Origin of the sequence: Paraburkholderia sp. HC6.4b (assembly GCF_014200875.1) — a bacterium.
In the GTDB taxonomy this organism is placed as follows: Bacteria; Pseudomonadota; Gammaproteobacteria; order Burkholderiales; family Burkholderiaceae; genus Paraburkholderia; species Paraburkholderia tuberum.
The window spans coordinates 42,177-55,989 of sequence record NZ_JACHDC010000029.1 but is presented as its reverse complement, the minus strand read 5'-3'; the positions used below and the strand labels follow the sequence as shown (position 1 = coordinate 55,989).

The window sequence follows — 13,813 nt, the reverse complement described above, 5'->3', positions numbered from 1 at the left end:
CGACATCACTCAGTAGCGACGTTTGACGATCAGCGTCGCGCCCGTATCGTGAGAATGCAGAACCGCGACGCGCGCGGTGCCGGAGAACACCCAGTCGTCGATCGTCAAGGACAAGCGTCGCTGCGGTGACTCGCCTATCGACAACACTGAACTGTTCATCTGAACGATAGACAATTGCGGCGCGGTAGATGGACCCAGATGCAGAGGATTCGAGGCATTTTGCGCGGCAGGTTTTGCGCCCGGTTCGGACACCGGCGCGAACTCCGGTCCGGACGACACCAATGCCTTCGCAGTGCCGAGCTGGACATCGCGCGTCACGTCCACACTATAGTAATTCTCCATTTGCGCGAAGAACGGCTTGCCCTGATCCCCGTGATACTCCATCGCATAGCGCTGCTGCTCGAAGTAGTGCCGAGGCTCGGGAATCGGCGGCACGACTTCGACGGGCGACGCGACGATGTTGGCGACCATCATCGCTTGCGGCACATCGCCGAAGGGGCCGCCCGCAAACGCGTAGCCGCTCATCAAGACGAGTACCGCTCCGACAATCCTCTCGTTTTGGCACGTCATCGCATGCCTCCAGTGAAGGAACTGAAATGTCACATGACACGGCGCACCCGTCGAACCGAGCGCCTTGCAGCGTCGCTTGCACTCAGACATTGTAGTCAGTCATTGGCGTACTGGTAGGTCAAAGTGTTAGGTATCTCGCGTGTGTGGCGAGCGCATGCGCCTTCGCGACTCAGCGCTGGAGTCGACGTCGAAGTGGACCGATTGAGAATGATTCCTGGCAACGCTCTCCGGCCACGAAGACCGGCAAGAGCTTCTGGCGCAAGCCTCGTGAGTCGGTCGAAGCCGGCAACTCTTGCGAGGTTTCGCAAGCAACTACGCTGCTCGATTGGATACCTGCACCTTCAACCGTTGCAGCGTCAACGTTCGCGCTTGCGTGAGTCAGTCGACCCGTGTCGGCCGGCCATTGAATGCCGGCGCGATCTGCAAAACGATCGTTCGAATGCGCTTTCGCCAGGCGCGCGGCCATGCGAGAACGGCATCCGGCATAAAGCGCGCGACGAGCAGCAGCAACGCGAGCAGCGCTGGACACCAACGCAGATCGGTCGGCACCGGTTCGCGGCGAGCGAAGCGCGCATCGAGCAGCGCATCGCCGAACGATGTCACGTTCAGCAGGCGCCGGTAGTCGAGACCAGTCTGCCCCGCCACCGACGCAAGGTACTCGCCGCGCAATTCGGACAACTCCTCGTGCGTTTGCGCCTCGACACCGGAGCCTGGCGTCGGCGGCGCCTGGATCACGTCGTCGGCCTGCCAGTAGCCGATCCGGTTACCGTTGGCGTCGGTCTTCGGAATGGCCGCGGGCTGGTCGCCGCCGACGCCGATCAGCCAGCCCCTGATTCGCGCGGCATTGATGCCCTCCATCAGCGGGCGCGCCGCCGATACCGGCGGCGCCTCCTGACCATCGGTGACGAACGCGATAGCCGCGCCGCCGACCTCCTGCGCGACCCGCACGGCCGAATACACACCGCCCTCGGCAATGCGGCTCCAGTTGGTCCAGCGCATGCGCCCGTCGATGCCATCGAGCGACACCAGCAGCGCGTCGTAGTTGCCACAGACTTCGACCGGCGCCATCAGCAGCAACACCCGCTGCCCCGTGAACACGCTCCAGCCGACCTTCGAGCCGCACGGCAAGCGCCCGAGCGCGTCGCGCATCGCGGCCTGCGCGAATTTGAGCCGGCTGACCGGAGCACCGTCGAGCACCACGTCCTCGACGTCCATGCTTTGCGTGATATCGAACGTCACGATGTAGTTAAACGTGTTGCGCGGCAAAGTGACGTCCGGCATCGCGACCGCCGCGATCAATGCGACGAGCGCGAGCGGCGTCAACGCGTGACGCCATCTGGCGAAGCCGCGCTCGCGCGAGACGCCGCTCATGGCAAGTCCTGGCTCTGCGGGTCACGCAGCTTGACGTTGTGCTGCTCTTTCACATCGGGCCCGGCGAGCGCGGACGGCGTTTCCGGCGCAAGCCACAGCGCGCGCTCGAGGTTGTAGCGCGCGTCCCAATCGTCGGGCGCCGCGCGCAGCGCGAGCCGGTAGCGCGCCTTGGCCTCACCGATCATCGCGAGAGATCTGACCGTCTGCGCCGTGTCGCCGCTGCCTTCGCGCAGGTACAGGTTGCCGAGGTCGAACAGCGCCGCGCGGCCGACTTCGTCAGGCGGGCTGCCTTCGGGGATCAGACCGTTATAGAGCCGCGCCGCCGCGTCATACGCGCCCGCTTTCGACAGCGCTATCGCGCGGGCCAGTTGAACCTCGCGCGCGTCGTCGCCGGCAGCCTGGTCGCGCGCAGCGGCGTTCGTCGCGAGAATGGCCTGATCGACGCGCTCCGCGTGCTGCAGACGAACGAAGCCAGACGCGGCCCACGCGGCGCAACAGATCGCCACGGTGCCGAACAGCGTGTGGATCAGCGTGCGCTTCATGCCCAGCTCCTGACCTGCAACTGGTGCAGCAGCACCAGCAGCGCCGAACAGAACAGCGCGAGCGCGAAACAGTACAGACTCAGGTCCTGGCGAGGCAGATGCTCGACGAACCTCGTCGTCGCGTTCTGCTGCCGGTTGATCTCCGCGATCGCCGCCATCATCGCCTTCGGGTCTTCGGCCTGAAACAGCCTATACGGTGTCCTGAGCGTCAGAAAGAAGCGATGCAGCTGCGCTTCGGCCGAGGTTCCGCTGACGGGCTGCGTCGCGTTCAGATCGGGACTGAAGACGCTGCTGCGCAAGTAGATGAAGTAGAGGGCGATCCGGTTGCGTCGCAGTCCCGCCTCGATGCGCCGTTGCATCGTTTCGTCGAGCAACGCGCCGCCATCGGAGACCAGCACGATCGCGCGGCGGCCCGACGACAAGCGCCCGTCGAACTGCGCGATCGCCGCGAGCATGCCGCGATCGAGCTCGGTGTCCGGCATGCCACGGCCAATCGCCGTCGCCGCGACAGCGGCCTCGATTACGCGATGGTTGTACGTGAACGGCATCGCCAGCACGGGGTTGGTGCCGAACATCATGAACGCGAGCCGGTCGTTGGGCCGCTGCTCGACGAAGCGCGTCAACGCGGCGCGCGCCACGTGGTTCTTGGAGTCGCCGCGCGGCGCCTCGACGCCCTTGCTGCCCATCGGCTCGTCCATGCTCGCGCTGCGGTCCATCAGGATCAGGATCTGCGCGCCGCTGCCGGTGCGCAGCACCTGCAACTGCGAGCGCCCCGGCCCCGCCAGCCCGACGACGATCGCGGCGATCGCCAGTGCCGCGCCGCCGCGTACGAGCCAGCCGGCCGCGCGTCCGAGATCGTCGGCGGGCAGCCACGCGACGCTCGAAAACACCAGCGTGTCGCTGCGTCGCCGCAGCAGCGGCAGCGCGGCGAGCGGCAGCAGCACCAGCATCCACGGCAGGGCGAAATCGAGGCTCATGGTCATCGCTGATGGCGCCTCTCCGCCCGATACAACGCACGGCACAGCGCGTGCAACGACAGCTCGCCGGGATTCCCGACGGCCTTCGGCGCCGGTGTGAAAAAGCGCTCGGACGACGCCAGATAGAAGCGTTCGAGCTGCGCGCGCAGCGGTTGCAGATAGGGCGCGCGCGCGAGCAACGCGGATAGCGAAGCCGCATGCACGACCTGGCCGGCGGTTTCGTTCAGTGCGCGATGCAGGCAGACCCACGCATCGTTCGATGAAGCAGCGGGCGCCTCCGGCAGCCGCTGCATCTGCCGCCATGCACGCGCGAACGGCAGCCGTGCCGCCTCGCGTCGGTTGCGCGCCCACCACCAGCTCGCCCACGCGAGCAGGGTCACGAGCAGCAGGCCGAGCGCCCACGCGATCTGCCGACGCCAGCCGGCCGTGCCCAGCATGGGTGCCTGACGATCGGGCCGCAGCGGCTGCAAATCCCCTGCGGCGAACGCGGTTTGCGGCGTCAACGGTCCGATGCTCGCCGGCCATTCGGCGACCTGCAATTGCGTGCCCGCCGCCGACGTCAACGTCAACGCGGGCAACGTGATCTGCGTGAGCGTCTGCGGCGCGTTGACGACCTGATACGCGATCACCATCCACTTGCGGCCGTTGGCATCGGTTTCGAGCGTCACGGGCCGGCGTTCGAGCCACACGCCCGTGCGTCCGACCGAAGGCGGCGTGACCGCGCCGATGTCCCGATCGTTGGCCTCCAGCAGCACGCGCTGCGTCAGCACATCGCCGAGCACATAGCCGAACGCGCGCGGCTCCTGAACGAGCGCGGTCGCCACGGCGGCGCTGGCCGTCGCGCTCGCGGCGCCGCAAAGCGACGCGATCAGCATATGCAGCGCCGCCCGACGAGCGACGCTACCGCGCACACCGCGCGCGCTCATACCGTCATCTCCAGAAAGTAGCGCGACATCGCTTCCGGATCGAACGCGCCTTCGACATAGAACGGCCGGATGCCGCGCGCGCCGAACCCCGCGGCGAGTTCGTCGCGACGGCGCGCGACGCCTTCGCGCCAGCGCTCGCGCACATCGCGGGAAAGCCACACGCGACGCTCCTCGCCGGACTCCGCATCGTTGACGGCCAGCAGCGAGGCGTGCTGCGGCGGCGTGATCTCGGCCGCGTCCCACACGACCATCGGCACCACACACGCATGCACCAGCATGTCGAGTACCGACGACAGTCGCGCGAGCGGCCAGTGGAAATCGGACACGACGAACACGAGCGCCTGGCGTCCAGCGATACGGATCGCGCAACGCCGCAATCCTTCGACGGCCGCGGGTCCGGCCTGACCTCCGGCCTGACGATCAGCCGTTTCACCGGCGCGTTCGCGCAGCATGCTCGCGAGCAGCGAGCCGGTGCCCCGCCCCGTGCGCGCCGGCATGAACAGATCGTCGCGTTCGCCGCCATCGAAGGCCAGCATGCCCAGCCGGTCGCCGACCCGGAACGCGCTATGGCCGAGCGCTTCGACGAAATCGGCGGCGACCTCCAGCTTCGTTTTGCGGCTGCCGAACCGCATCGACGCCGATACGTCGACGATCACGAACACCGGCACCGCGACGCGCTGCAAATGCACGCGCACGAGCCACTCGTCGCGCGCCGCGCGCAAGCTCGCGCGCAGATCGAGCCGGCGCGGGTCCGGGTAGTCGAACAACCGGCCGTGCATCGCGAACTGCTGACCCGAGCCGAAGCTCGAGCCCGGATGCGAGCCGGGCCGCGCGCCGGCCGCGCGCATCGGCAGACGGTAGTGGAATTCCGCGGTGTCGTTCATCGTGGTGCGCGCGCCGCCGGTCAGCGAGGCACGGCGACGTTCTCGACGATCCGCGCGATCAGCGCCTCGGCCAGCTCCTGGCGGCGTAGCTCGTAGATCGGTGTGAAGAACACGCGATGCCCCAGCGCCGGCAGCAGCACTTCGTGAATGTCCTCCGGAAGCAGATGCGTGCGTCCCGCGAGCCACGCGACCACGCGCGCGGCCCGCAGCAGCGCGCTCATGCCGCGCGGACTTGCGCCCGCGAGAATCAGCTGCTCCATGTCGACGCCGTCGAGCGCGATGCCGAAGCGCGCCGGCGTTTCCGTCGCCTGCCAGATGTCGTGCACGTAGCGCTCGATCGTCTCGCTCGCCTGCACGCCCTGCTGGATCGCCGCGCCGATCCGGTTCAACTGCTCCCACGCCACGATCGACGGTGTCAGTTGCGCGAGCAGGCCGTCGACGTCATGGAACCTCGTGTCGAAGACGAGGCTGCGCCGCGCGTCCTCGTCGGTCGGCGTCGGCATGTTCAGCTCGAACAGGAAGCGGTCGCGCGCCGCCGACGCGAGCTCGAAGGTCTCTTCCTTCTCGACCTTGTTGCGGTCGGCGTATACGGTCATGTGCGGAAAGCGGTGCTCGCGGTCGAACGCCCACACGGAACGTTCGGCCATCGCGCGCAACAGCAGCGATTGCACCTGCGGACGCGCGCGATTGATCTCGTTGAAGAAGAAGGTGGTCAGCTGCTCGCCGTGGCGCAGCAGCGGGCCCGGTTCGATGCGCGGCTTGCCGTCGGCATCGACATAGGTGTGATAGACGAGGTCGCCCGGCATCAGATCGATCGTCCCTTCGACGCGCTCGAAGTCGCCGCCGACCACGCGCGCGAACGCCCGCAACACGGTCGTCTTGCCGACCCCGACGCCGCCTTCGAGCAGCACGTGGCCGCGTGCGAACAACGCGACGTTGATGAGCCTCAGCGTTTGCTGCTGACCGACGACGACTCTCGCGACTTCGTTTTCGATCCGCTGGGCGTGAGAACGCCAGTCCTGAAGCTGCTCGCCAGAAACCATCGCTGCGATCCCCTTCCGTGGTGGCTGGCGTTTATTTGCACGACGCTCGAACGTCGACGCGCTTCGAGGCTCGCCAGCCTTCCGTTCAAGCATGGTTTATGCCGATCGTGCGCACGGGACCCAGGAGTTAAATCGAATGCGAAAAGTTGGCAGCCTGTCACGACAGTCGGGTACAGACTGTGCCATCGACGCTGCCTGGGACGCGTCGTTCACCAGCAAGCCGACGAGCGCAGTCGCGCAACGCGCGCATGACGCTACCGCTTCGCGCCGACCGGCGGTTTCGCAAACACCCCTGCAAACTGCGCATATTCCTGCTCCAGATGCACCGCCGCATGCTCGAGCAGAAACTGCCGGAACATCATGCTGGTCGGCGAAAGCTGCTTCGTGCGCAGATGCACGACCTGCCACGCGCGTTCGATCGGCGTGCCGTTCACGTCGAGCAGCGCGATCTCGCCGGTGCGCAACTCCAACTGCAACGTATGCAGCGAGATCAGACTCACGCCCATGCCCGCCATCACCGCCTGCTTGATCGTTTCGTTGCTGCCGAGCGTGATGGTTTTCGCGGGTGTGAACAGATGCTGCCGGAACATCGCCTCGGCGGCCATGCGCGTACCCGAGCCCGGCTCGCGCAGCAGGAAGGTGTCGCGGCGCAACTCCTGCAGATCGAAGCGGCGCGCGCCGCACAGCGGATGATCGAGCGGCGCGATCACCACCTGAGGATGACTCGCGAGCGGCTCGGCCGTCGTATCGAGTTCGGGCGGCGGGCGGCCCATGATCGCGAGATCGATCGCGTTGTCCTGCAACAGACGCAGCAACGCGTCGCGATTGCCGACCGAGAAGTGCACATCGACTTTCGGGTATAGATGCGAGTACATCGCCAGCAGTTTCGGCGCGAAGTAGGTCGCCGAACTGACGATGCCCACGTTGATCGAGCCGCTGTCGGCCTGCTTCAGCGACATCATCGCGTCTTCGGTGTCCTTGATTTCGCCGAGAATGCGGCTCGCGTGATGGGTCAGCACCTCGCCCGCTTCGGTCAGCGTGAGCTTGCGCGCGATGCGCTCGAACAGCCGCAGGCCGACCGCCTCTTCGAGCTGATGAATCTGCATCGACACCGCCGGCTGCGTCAGATGCAGCTCCTCGGCCGCGCGCGCGAAACTCGTATAGCGGCTCGCGACGACGAAAATCTGCAACTGCCGCAGGGTCAGCGTGCGAACGAAATTCAGCTTGACCCGGTTCGTCGCGAAACTCGCGTTCTGCATTTGATTCAGCGACTCGCTCGCGGCGCATTCGATGACGGTTTCGCCGGCGCCTTGCCCGAGGGCAACTTGTTCAGTGCCGATTGAAAGCTCAACGACTCCGTATGCGCCGGATGCGCAAAGTCGTTGTTGGGGCCCGGCACGTCGGTGCGGATCTGCACGACCTGGCCCGGCACGCCGTCTGCGAGCAGGAACGTGTAGCGCTTGCCCGTGTATTGCGCGAAGCGCTCCGCGTTCGGATCGTTCAGATAAGGCTGCACGACGATGCGCCGCGCGCTGACCGGCTTGCCGCCGACCTCGCTCGGCACGCTCTCGATCTGCGGCCCCGCGGCGAGCGCGAGACGCAGACGCTGCTGGAAATAGCGGCGCTGCCCGCCGGTGAGACCCTGCATCTCCGCGATGTCGTGTTCGAGAAAATAAATGATTGCCGGATTGCACTGCAGGCCGCCGATCGGCAGGTTCACGCTGCCGCTATGGTCGGACACCTGTGCGTCGCCTTTCGCGTTGTTCTCGCTCAGCACCAGCACCTTGACGACATCGGCGCTGCGAGACGGTTGCCCGGAATCGATCAGCGCGTAGTCGAGTTCGGTCTGCGCGGCGACGCCGTGCAGATGATCGGTCAGAAAAATCAGCCGCTCGGCCGGCGTGATCTCGTCGCCGCCCGGCGCCGACGCCGGACTCGCCGCACGCGCGGCGGCTGGCGCGAGGCACAGCACACACAGCGTCCCCATCAGCGCGGCGCGTGCCGCGCGCAGCCAGGCGCCGCGCGCGCGCGTCATTGCGACGCGTCGCCGGGCTTGCCCGCCGGCGCGTCGACCGGTTTGAGCATCGGCACCTGGTAGGTCGCGAGGATGCTGTCGATCTTGTCGTGATTCGCGCCGATCCATTGATCCACCTTGTCCTTCCAGTCCTTCTCGCCGTAGCGCACGCCCATCGAAATCGTGTAGTCGAAGCGGATGCCCGGCCCCGGCGGGAACGGCACGAGTCTGACCGAATCACCGGAGCGCTTCGCGAAGTAGCCGGCAATCGGCCCCCATAGGAACACCACGTCGACGTTGCCCGCGCGCAGGTCGTGCTCGATCATCTGGCCCGGGTACACGGCCGGATCGCCGCTTTGCACCTGGTACGACACCGCCTGGTCGATCAGGTTGTGGCCGAGCAGCCAGTCCACCGCGGGGGTTTGCGAAAAGATGCCGAAGCGCAGCTTGTGCAGTTGATCGGGCGGCAGCTTCAGCAGGTCGTCGGGCGTCTTGATGCTCGCGAACTCGGGGCGGTTCGGCAGCACCATTGCGTAGGTCGAGCGCAGATACGGCTGCGTTGTCGACGTCATTTCATAGCCCTTCGGCACGCCGATGATCAGGTCGCACCGATAGCGCTCGCTGCCGTCCTCCTTCTCGCGCAGCGTGTGGCGCACGAAGCCCATGCGCTGCGGAAAGTACGTGTATTCGAGCTTGTAGCCGAAGTCGCTCGCCATCTGGGCCGCGATGCGGTTCTCGTAGCCCTCGCCCTTGTCGTTCGACAACGGCATGTTGTTCGGGTCCGCGCACACCCTGAGCACGCCGTCCGCGCCGTCGTTGTTCGGCAGCGCGGGGCCGTCCGCCCGGACCGCGGCGCTCGCGAGCGCCGCGCCACACAACGCGGCCGCGATCACGCTGACATGCACGGACATGCTTCTCTTATCACGCATCGTGAGCCTCCGGAAGAATGACGACACGGCGTTATTTGGCGTCGATGGCCTTCAGATCGCCCGGCTTGATCTGTCCATCGGAGCGCCCTTTCAGGTACGCGTAGAGGTTTTCCCAGTTCTTCTGCATCATCTGGCTCGTGCTGAAATCGGGCATGCCCTTGTCCACCCGGCCGCCGAACACCGTGCGATGAAACTCGGTCTTGTCCAGCGTCTTGAACGCGTCGATCAGCGACGGCCCGACCATGCCCTGCTGCTGCGCGCCGTGGCAGCGTTCGCAAGCGAGCGCGCGCCACGTCTTCCAGCCAAGCAGCGTATTACTGTCCACCTTGGTGCCGTCGACCACCTTGTACGCGACCTGCGCAATCGAAGGATTGTTCTGCGCGTATCCGACGGGCAGCACGACGAGCGCTGCGGGCAACACCGTGAGCAACAGGATAGATCGGCCTTTCATGCACATGTCTCCATCTGGGAATAAGCCGCGCCCCGATGCGTTTCATCGACGCATCCACCAACGGGCGCGATCTGGGGGTGATTCAATGCTTGCGCGAGGCTGACGGGGCGGCCGTGCCTGTTCAAGCCGCCCCGCTGGTTCAGCCTTTCATTTCAGCCGTTCGTTCAGCTCTTCTCGCCAGGAATCGCGAACACGAACAGCGTGCCGCCGAGCGCGGTGTACTTCGCGAGATCTTTGTAGCCGCCGACCGCACCCAGACCTTCGGTCGGCTTCTCCAGACCTGCCGCCATGCCGATGCCGGCCCAGCCGCCGATGCCCGAATACACGCCGACGTACTGCTTGCCCTGATACTCATACGTGAAGACGTTGCCGATGATTCCCGACGGCGTCTTGAAGCGCCACAGTTCCTTGCCGTCCTTGATGCGCACCGCCTTCAGGTAGCCTTCCAGCGTGCCGTAGAACGCGATGCCGCCCGCGGTCGCCAGCACACCCGACCACACCGAGAACCTCTCCGGCTTCGAGTAGACGATCTTGCCCTTGCTCGCATCCCACGCGATGAAGTTGCCCATCGCGTTGCCCTCGTTCGGGCCCGGATACATCGACAGCGTGGCGCCGACATACGGCTGTCCCGACACGTAGTCGACATCGAACGGCTCGTAATCCATACAGACGTGGTTGGTCGGCACGAGGAACAGGTGCGAGTTCGGATCGTATGCCGCCGGTTGCTGGTCCTTCGAACCGAGTGCCGCCGGGCAGATGCCCTTCACGTTGTGATCGGAGCCGGCCGCCTGCGTCGAGTACGCCGCGTTGCGAATCGGCAGGCCGCTTTGCAGGTCGACACGGTCGGCCCAGTTCACCGCCGGGTCGTACTTCTGCGCGACCAGCAGCTGTCCGGTTACGCGATTGAGCGTATAGCCGAAGCCGTTCCGGTCGAAGTGCACGATCGCGGGCACCTGCTTGCCGTTGATCGTCAGATCGGACAGGATCATTTCGTTGACGCCGTCATAGTCCCATTCGTCGTGCGGCGTCATCTGGTAGACCCATTTGGCCATGCCGGTATTCAGGTCGCGCGCGAAGATCGACATCGACCATTTGTTGTCGCCCGGACGTTGCGTCGGGTTCCATGTGCCCGGATTGCCGGTACCGTAGTACACAAGGTTGAGTTTCGGATCCCACGCATACCAGCCCCACGTGGTGCCGCCGCCGAGCTTCCACTGATCGCCCTTCCATGACTTCAGCGACGAATCCGCGCCCACCGGCACCATCTGGCCGTTCGAGTACGTCATCGTCTTTTGCGGGTCGAGCAGCATATCGTTGTCGGGGCCCGTGCTGTACGCGGTCCAGGCCGGTTTGCCGGTCTTGATGTCGTACGCGATCAGACGACCGCGCACGCCGAACTCGCCGCCCGAGATCCCGGTCAGCACCTTGTCGCCGAATACGTGCGGCGCGTTGGTGTTGGTTTCGCCGGCTTTCGGATTGCCGTTCTGCGCGGTCCACACCACGTCGCCCGTCTTCGCGTTCAGCGCGACGAGTTTGGTGTCGGCCTGCTGCAGGAAGATCTTGCCGTCGCCGTACGCGAGACCGCGATTGACGGTGTCGCAGCACATCACGGAGACGACCTGCTCGTCCTGTTTCGGCTGATACTGCCAGAGGAACGTCTGATCCTTCAGGTTGACCGCAATGACCTTGTTCGGAAACGGGGAGTGGACATACATCGTGTCGCCGATCACGAGCGGCGCGCCTTCATGGCCACGTAGCACCCCGGTCGACATGGTCCATGCGACCTGCAGTTTGCCGACGTTGTTCTCGTTGATCTGCTTGAGCGGGCTGTAGCGGTGATTCGCATAATCGCCCGCCTGGGCCGCCCAGTTGGCTGGATTTTTCATCAGCCCGTCGAGCTGCGAATCGGCCTGCGCAGCCAGAGAGCCAAAGGCTGCGGATGCGAGGATCGCGAGCCCAAGAACTACAGTGCGTAAGTTCATGTCTCCTCCAGAATTGTCCTGCTGTTCAACTCACGAATGACCCACGCTACCTCATCGCATCGTGCGCGCCTTCTCGAGTGCAGGTAACGATTAACGCGCTATCCCGATTCGATGTCGGGCTTCGCGACGCATGAACGGCCGACGCATATTCCATGCCGGAATAGCGGCAACGTTTGCCGCTATTGGCTGCGCTGGCCCGGCGACTCGGCACGCGCGAGGTGTCGCGGCACTCGGGCGTTGCACGCCGATGCTTGCATGGCGGTAAGCTGAAGGGCCTGCGTCACGCGATGCGGCACATACTGTGTCACTTGCGTGATACGAATCGTGTCCTTTGCGAATCACACGCCGCGGCACGGGCCTGTCACTTGCAACGATGCTTCGTTCGGCGATCGATTCGCGCATTCGAGGAGCAACAGCCATGGCAAACACCGAGCACGTCTATACCGACGAAGAGATCCAGCAGCGCCTCGTCGGTCCGCTGCAGCACTGGTATCTGGAAGATGGCTGGCTGCGGCGCAAATACCGCACCGAGGGCTGGAAGGGAACGCTGATGGTGGTCAACACCGTCGGCCACCTCGCGGAAGCCGCCTGGCACCACCCCGATCTGACGGTCTCGTACGCCTTCGTGACCGTGAAGCTGAAGACGCACAGCGCCAAGGGCATCACCGACAAGGACTTCGCGCTCGCGACGAAGATCGAATCGGTGGTCCACTGGCAGCCCGGCCTCGAGGACGGCCCGCTCGAAGGCACGCCCGCCGACGATCAGCGCTTCCGCTATATCAAGTACGACGCGCCCAAACCCGCGCAAGGCAGTTGACACGCGTTCCTGTCGCCGGATGAAACAGCGCGTGACACAGTGCGCCTTCGGCGTCACACAGCGTCCATGCGGCGGCGAAACCGCGTGGGGCGCGGCGTGCCCGTTTAGAGGTTCCAGTGGGCCGAACCCGCGGCGGCGGCCGTTGCGCGTGCCTGGTACGGCTTTCGCTTGACGTCGCCGGGCGCACTATCGCTGGAACCCGCGACGCGTTGCGGACGCCCCGCGGCCGAACCCGGTCTTGCGCACCCGCAAGGACACCTGAGGACACTCGAGATGCCGCTTCAGCTCCGCCGCCTGCCGCCACGCGCCCCCATCACGATCGATGCGCCCGCGCGGCTGCATCTGGGCTTTCTCGATCCGAACGCGTCGCTCGGGCGTGCGTTCGGCAGCCTGGGGCTCGTCATCGATACGCACGGCACGCGGATCGAAGCGCGGCTCGCCGAACGCGAGCAGATCGGCGGCGTGGTCAGCGAGGCCGAGCGCGAGCGCATCGCGCTGAATCTCGCGCGGCTGCAGGCTGCCTATGGACCGGCGACACTTGCGATCGACGTGCTGGAGGCACCGCGCGCGCACACCGGCCTCGGCTCCGGCACGCAGCTGGCGCTGGCGGTCGGCACCGCGTTCGCGCGCCTCGTCGGCCAGCCGGCGAGGAGCGCCGAGCTCGCCAGTCTGCTCGGTCGCGGCGCCCGCTCCGGCATCGGCATACTCGGCTTCGAGTGCGGCGGCCTGCTGCTCGATGGCGGCCCGCCCGGCGATCTGCGCCAGAGCATGCCGCCGCTGCTGTCGCGCCAGCCGTTTCCGCAGCCGTGGCGCGTGCTGCTCGTCAGCGACAACAGCCGCGAGGGCTTGCACGGTACCGAGGAACGCAGCGCGCTCGCATCGCTCGCGCCGTTTCCGCAGCGGCTCGCCGCGCATCTGTGCCATCTGGTGCTGATGCAGATCCTGCCCGGCGCCGCCGAACATAACTTCGCGCCGTTCGCGCACGGTCTCACCGAGCTGCAGCAGACCATCGGCGAATATTTCGCGAGCGCGCAAGGCGGCGTGTTCGCGAGTCCCGACGTCGAGCACGTACTGCGCGCGGTCGCCGCCGAACGCACCGCCGGCATCGGCCAGACCTCGTGGGGCCCGACTGGCTTCGCGGTGCTCGCGAGCGCGCGCGAGGCCGACCGCGCGCTCGCGACCGCGCGCGCCGCCGCGAGCGCGCTGCCGCATATCGCATGCAGCGTCGTCGCGGGCCGCAACAGCGGCGCGGCGATCAGCGGCGCCGAGGCGCGCGCGCCGCACATCGACGCCGCATGATGCGCTGC

General features: G+C 66.1%; 14 protein-coding genes. 2 read left to right on the top strand and 12 right to left on the bottom strand.

Translation table 11 applies throughout. The features are described from left to right. Positions 1–9: 9 nt before the first annotated feature. From HDG34_RS34635 to HDG34_RS34580, 12 genes are all read right to left on the bottom strand, one after another. The gene (locus HDG34_RS34635) at positions 10–570 is read right to left on the bottom strand and encodes a hypothetical protein (protein WP_184067384.1); all 561 of its coding nucleotides are present in this window, start codon (positions 568–570) and stop codon (positions 10–12) included. 378 nt (positions 571–948) lie between these two features. Then, entirely contained in the window at positions 949–1,941 is a 993-nt protein-coding gene (locus HDG34_RS34630) for an MxaL protein (RefSeq protein ID WP_184067380.1), read from the bottom strand. Next, the gene (locus tag HDG34_RS34625) at positions 1,938–2,483 is read right to left on the bottom strand and encodes a tetratricopeptide repeat protein (protein ID WP_184067378.1); all 546 of its coding nucleotides are present in this window, start codon (positions 2,481–2,483) and stop codon (positions 1,938–1,940) included. Before HDG34_RS34625 ends, HDG34_RS34630 begins: the two co-directional genes overlap by 4 nt. Further along, positions 2,480–3,466 carry a vWA domain-containing protein gene (locus HDG34_RS34620; RefSeq protein ID WP_184067375.1) on the bottom strand — a complete coding sequence of 329 codons (987 nt, stop codon included), beginning with the start codon at positions 3,464–3,466 and terminating at the stop codon, positions 2,480–2,482. The genes HDG34_RS34625 and HDG34_RS34620 overlap by 4 nt, the downstream gene beginning before the upstream one ends. Further along, positions 3,463–4,386 carry a calcium incorporation protein MxaA gene (locus tag HDG34_RS34615; protein ID WP_184067372.1) on the bottom strand — a complete coding sequence of 308 codons (924 nt, stop codon included), beginning with the start codon at positions 4,384–4,386 and terminating at the stop codon, positions 3,463–3,465. Before HDG34_RS34615 ends, HDG34_RS34620 begins: the two co-directional genes overlap by 4 nt. Continuing rightward, positions 4,383–5,270 (bottom strand): DUF58 domain-containing protein, encoded by an 888-nt coding sequence (locus HDG34_RS34610; RefSeq protein ID WP_184067369.1) that lies wholly within the window; start codon positions 5,268–5,270, stop codon positions 4,383–4,385. Before HDG34_RS34610 ends, HDG34_RS34615 begins: the two co-directional genes overlap by 4 nt. Positions 5,271–5,290: 20 nt before the next feature. Further along, positions 5,291–6,313 carry a MoxR family ATPase gene (locus HDG34_RS34605; RefSeq protein WP_184067366.1) on the bottom strand — a complete coding sequence of 341 codons (1,023 nt, stop codon included), beginning with the start codon at positions 6,311–6,313 and terminating at the stop codon, positions 5,291–5,293. Between the two features lie 254 nt (positions 6,314–6,567). Then, entirely contained in the window at positions 6,568–7,572 is a 1,005-nt protein-coding gene (locus HDG34_RS34600; RefSeq protein WP_184039165.1) for a LysR family transcriptional regulator, read from the bottom strand. 5 nt (positions 7,573–7,577) lie between these two features. Next, on the bottom strand, positions 7,578–8,348 hold the full coding sequence (locus HDG34_RS34595; protein WP_184067363.1) for a hypothetical protein: 771 nt from the start codon (positions 8,346–8,348) through the stop codon (positions 7,578–7,580). After that, positions 8,345–9,256: a substrate-binding domain-containing protein gene (locus tag HDG34_RS34590; protein WP_184067360.1), complete on the bottom strand. Its 912-nt coding sequence runs from the start codon at positions 9,254–9,256 to the stop codon at positions 8,345–8,347. The genes HDG34_RS34595 and HDG34_RS34590 overlap by 4 nt, the downstream gene beginning before the upstream one ends. Positions 9,257–9,287: 31 nt before the next feature. Further along, on the bottom strand, positions 9,288–9,707 hold the full coding sequence (locus tag HDG34_RS34585) for a c-type cytochrome (protein WP_090810412.1): 420 nt from the start codon (positions 9,705–9,707) through the stop codon (positions 9,288–9,290). A 164-nt stretch (positions 9,708–9,871) separates the two neighbouring features. After that, the gene (locus HDG34_RS34580; protein ID WP_184064735.1) at positions 9,872–11,689 is read right to left on the bottom strand and encodes a methanol/ethanol family PQQ-dependent dehydrogenase; all 1,818 of its coding nucleotides are present in this window, start codon (positions 11,687–11,689) and stop codon (positions 9,872–9,874) included. A gap of 418 nt (positions 11,690–12,107) precedes the next feature. Between HDG34_RS34580 and HDG34_RS34575 the strand changes: the two genes are divergently transcribed. Together HDG34_RS34575 and HDG34_RS34570 are read left to right on the top strand one after the other, a co-directional pair. Beyond that, on the top strand, positions 12,108–12,506 hold the full coding sequence (locus HDG34_RS34575) for a 4a-hydroxytetrahydrobiopterin dehydratase (RefSeq protein WP_090809095.1): 399 nt from the start codon (positions 12,108–12,110) through the stop codon (positions 12,504–12,506). A gap of 273 nt (positions 12,507–12,779) precedes the next feature. Beyond that, positions 12,780–13,805, top strand: a complete 1,026-nt coding sequence (locus tag HDG34_RS34570) for a beta-ribofuranosylaminobenzene 5'-phosphate synthase family protein (RefSeq protein ID WP_184067357.1) — start codon at positions 12,780–12,782, stop codon at positions 13,803–13,805. Positions 13,806–13,813: the final 8 nt, after the last annotated feature.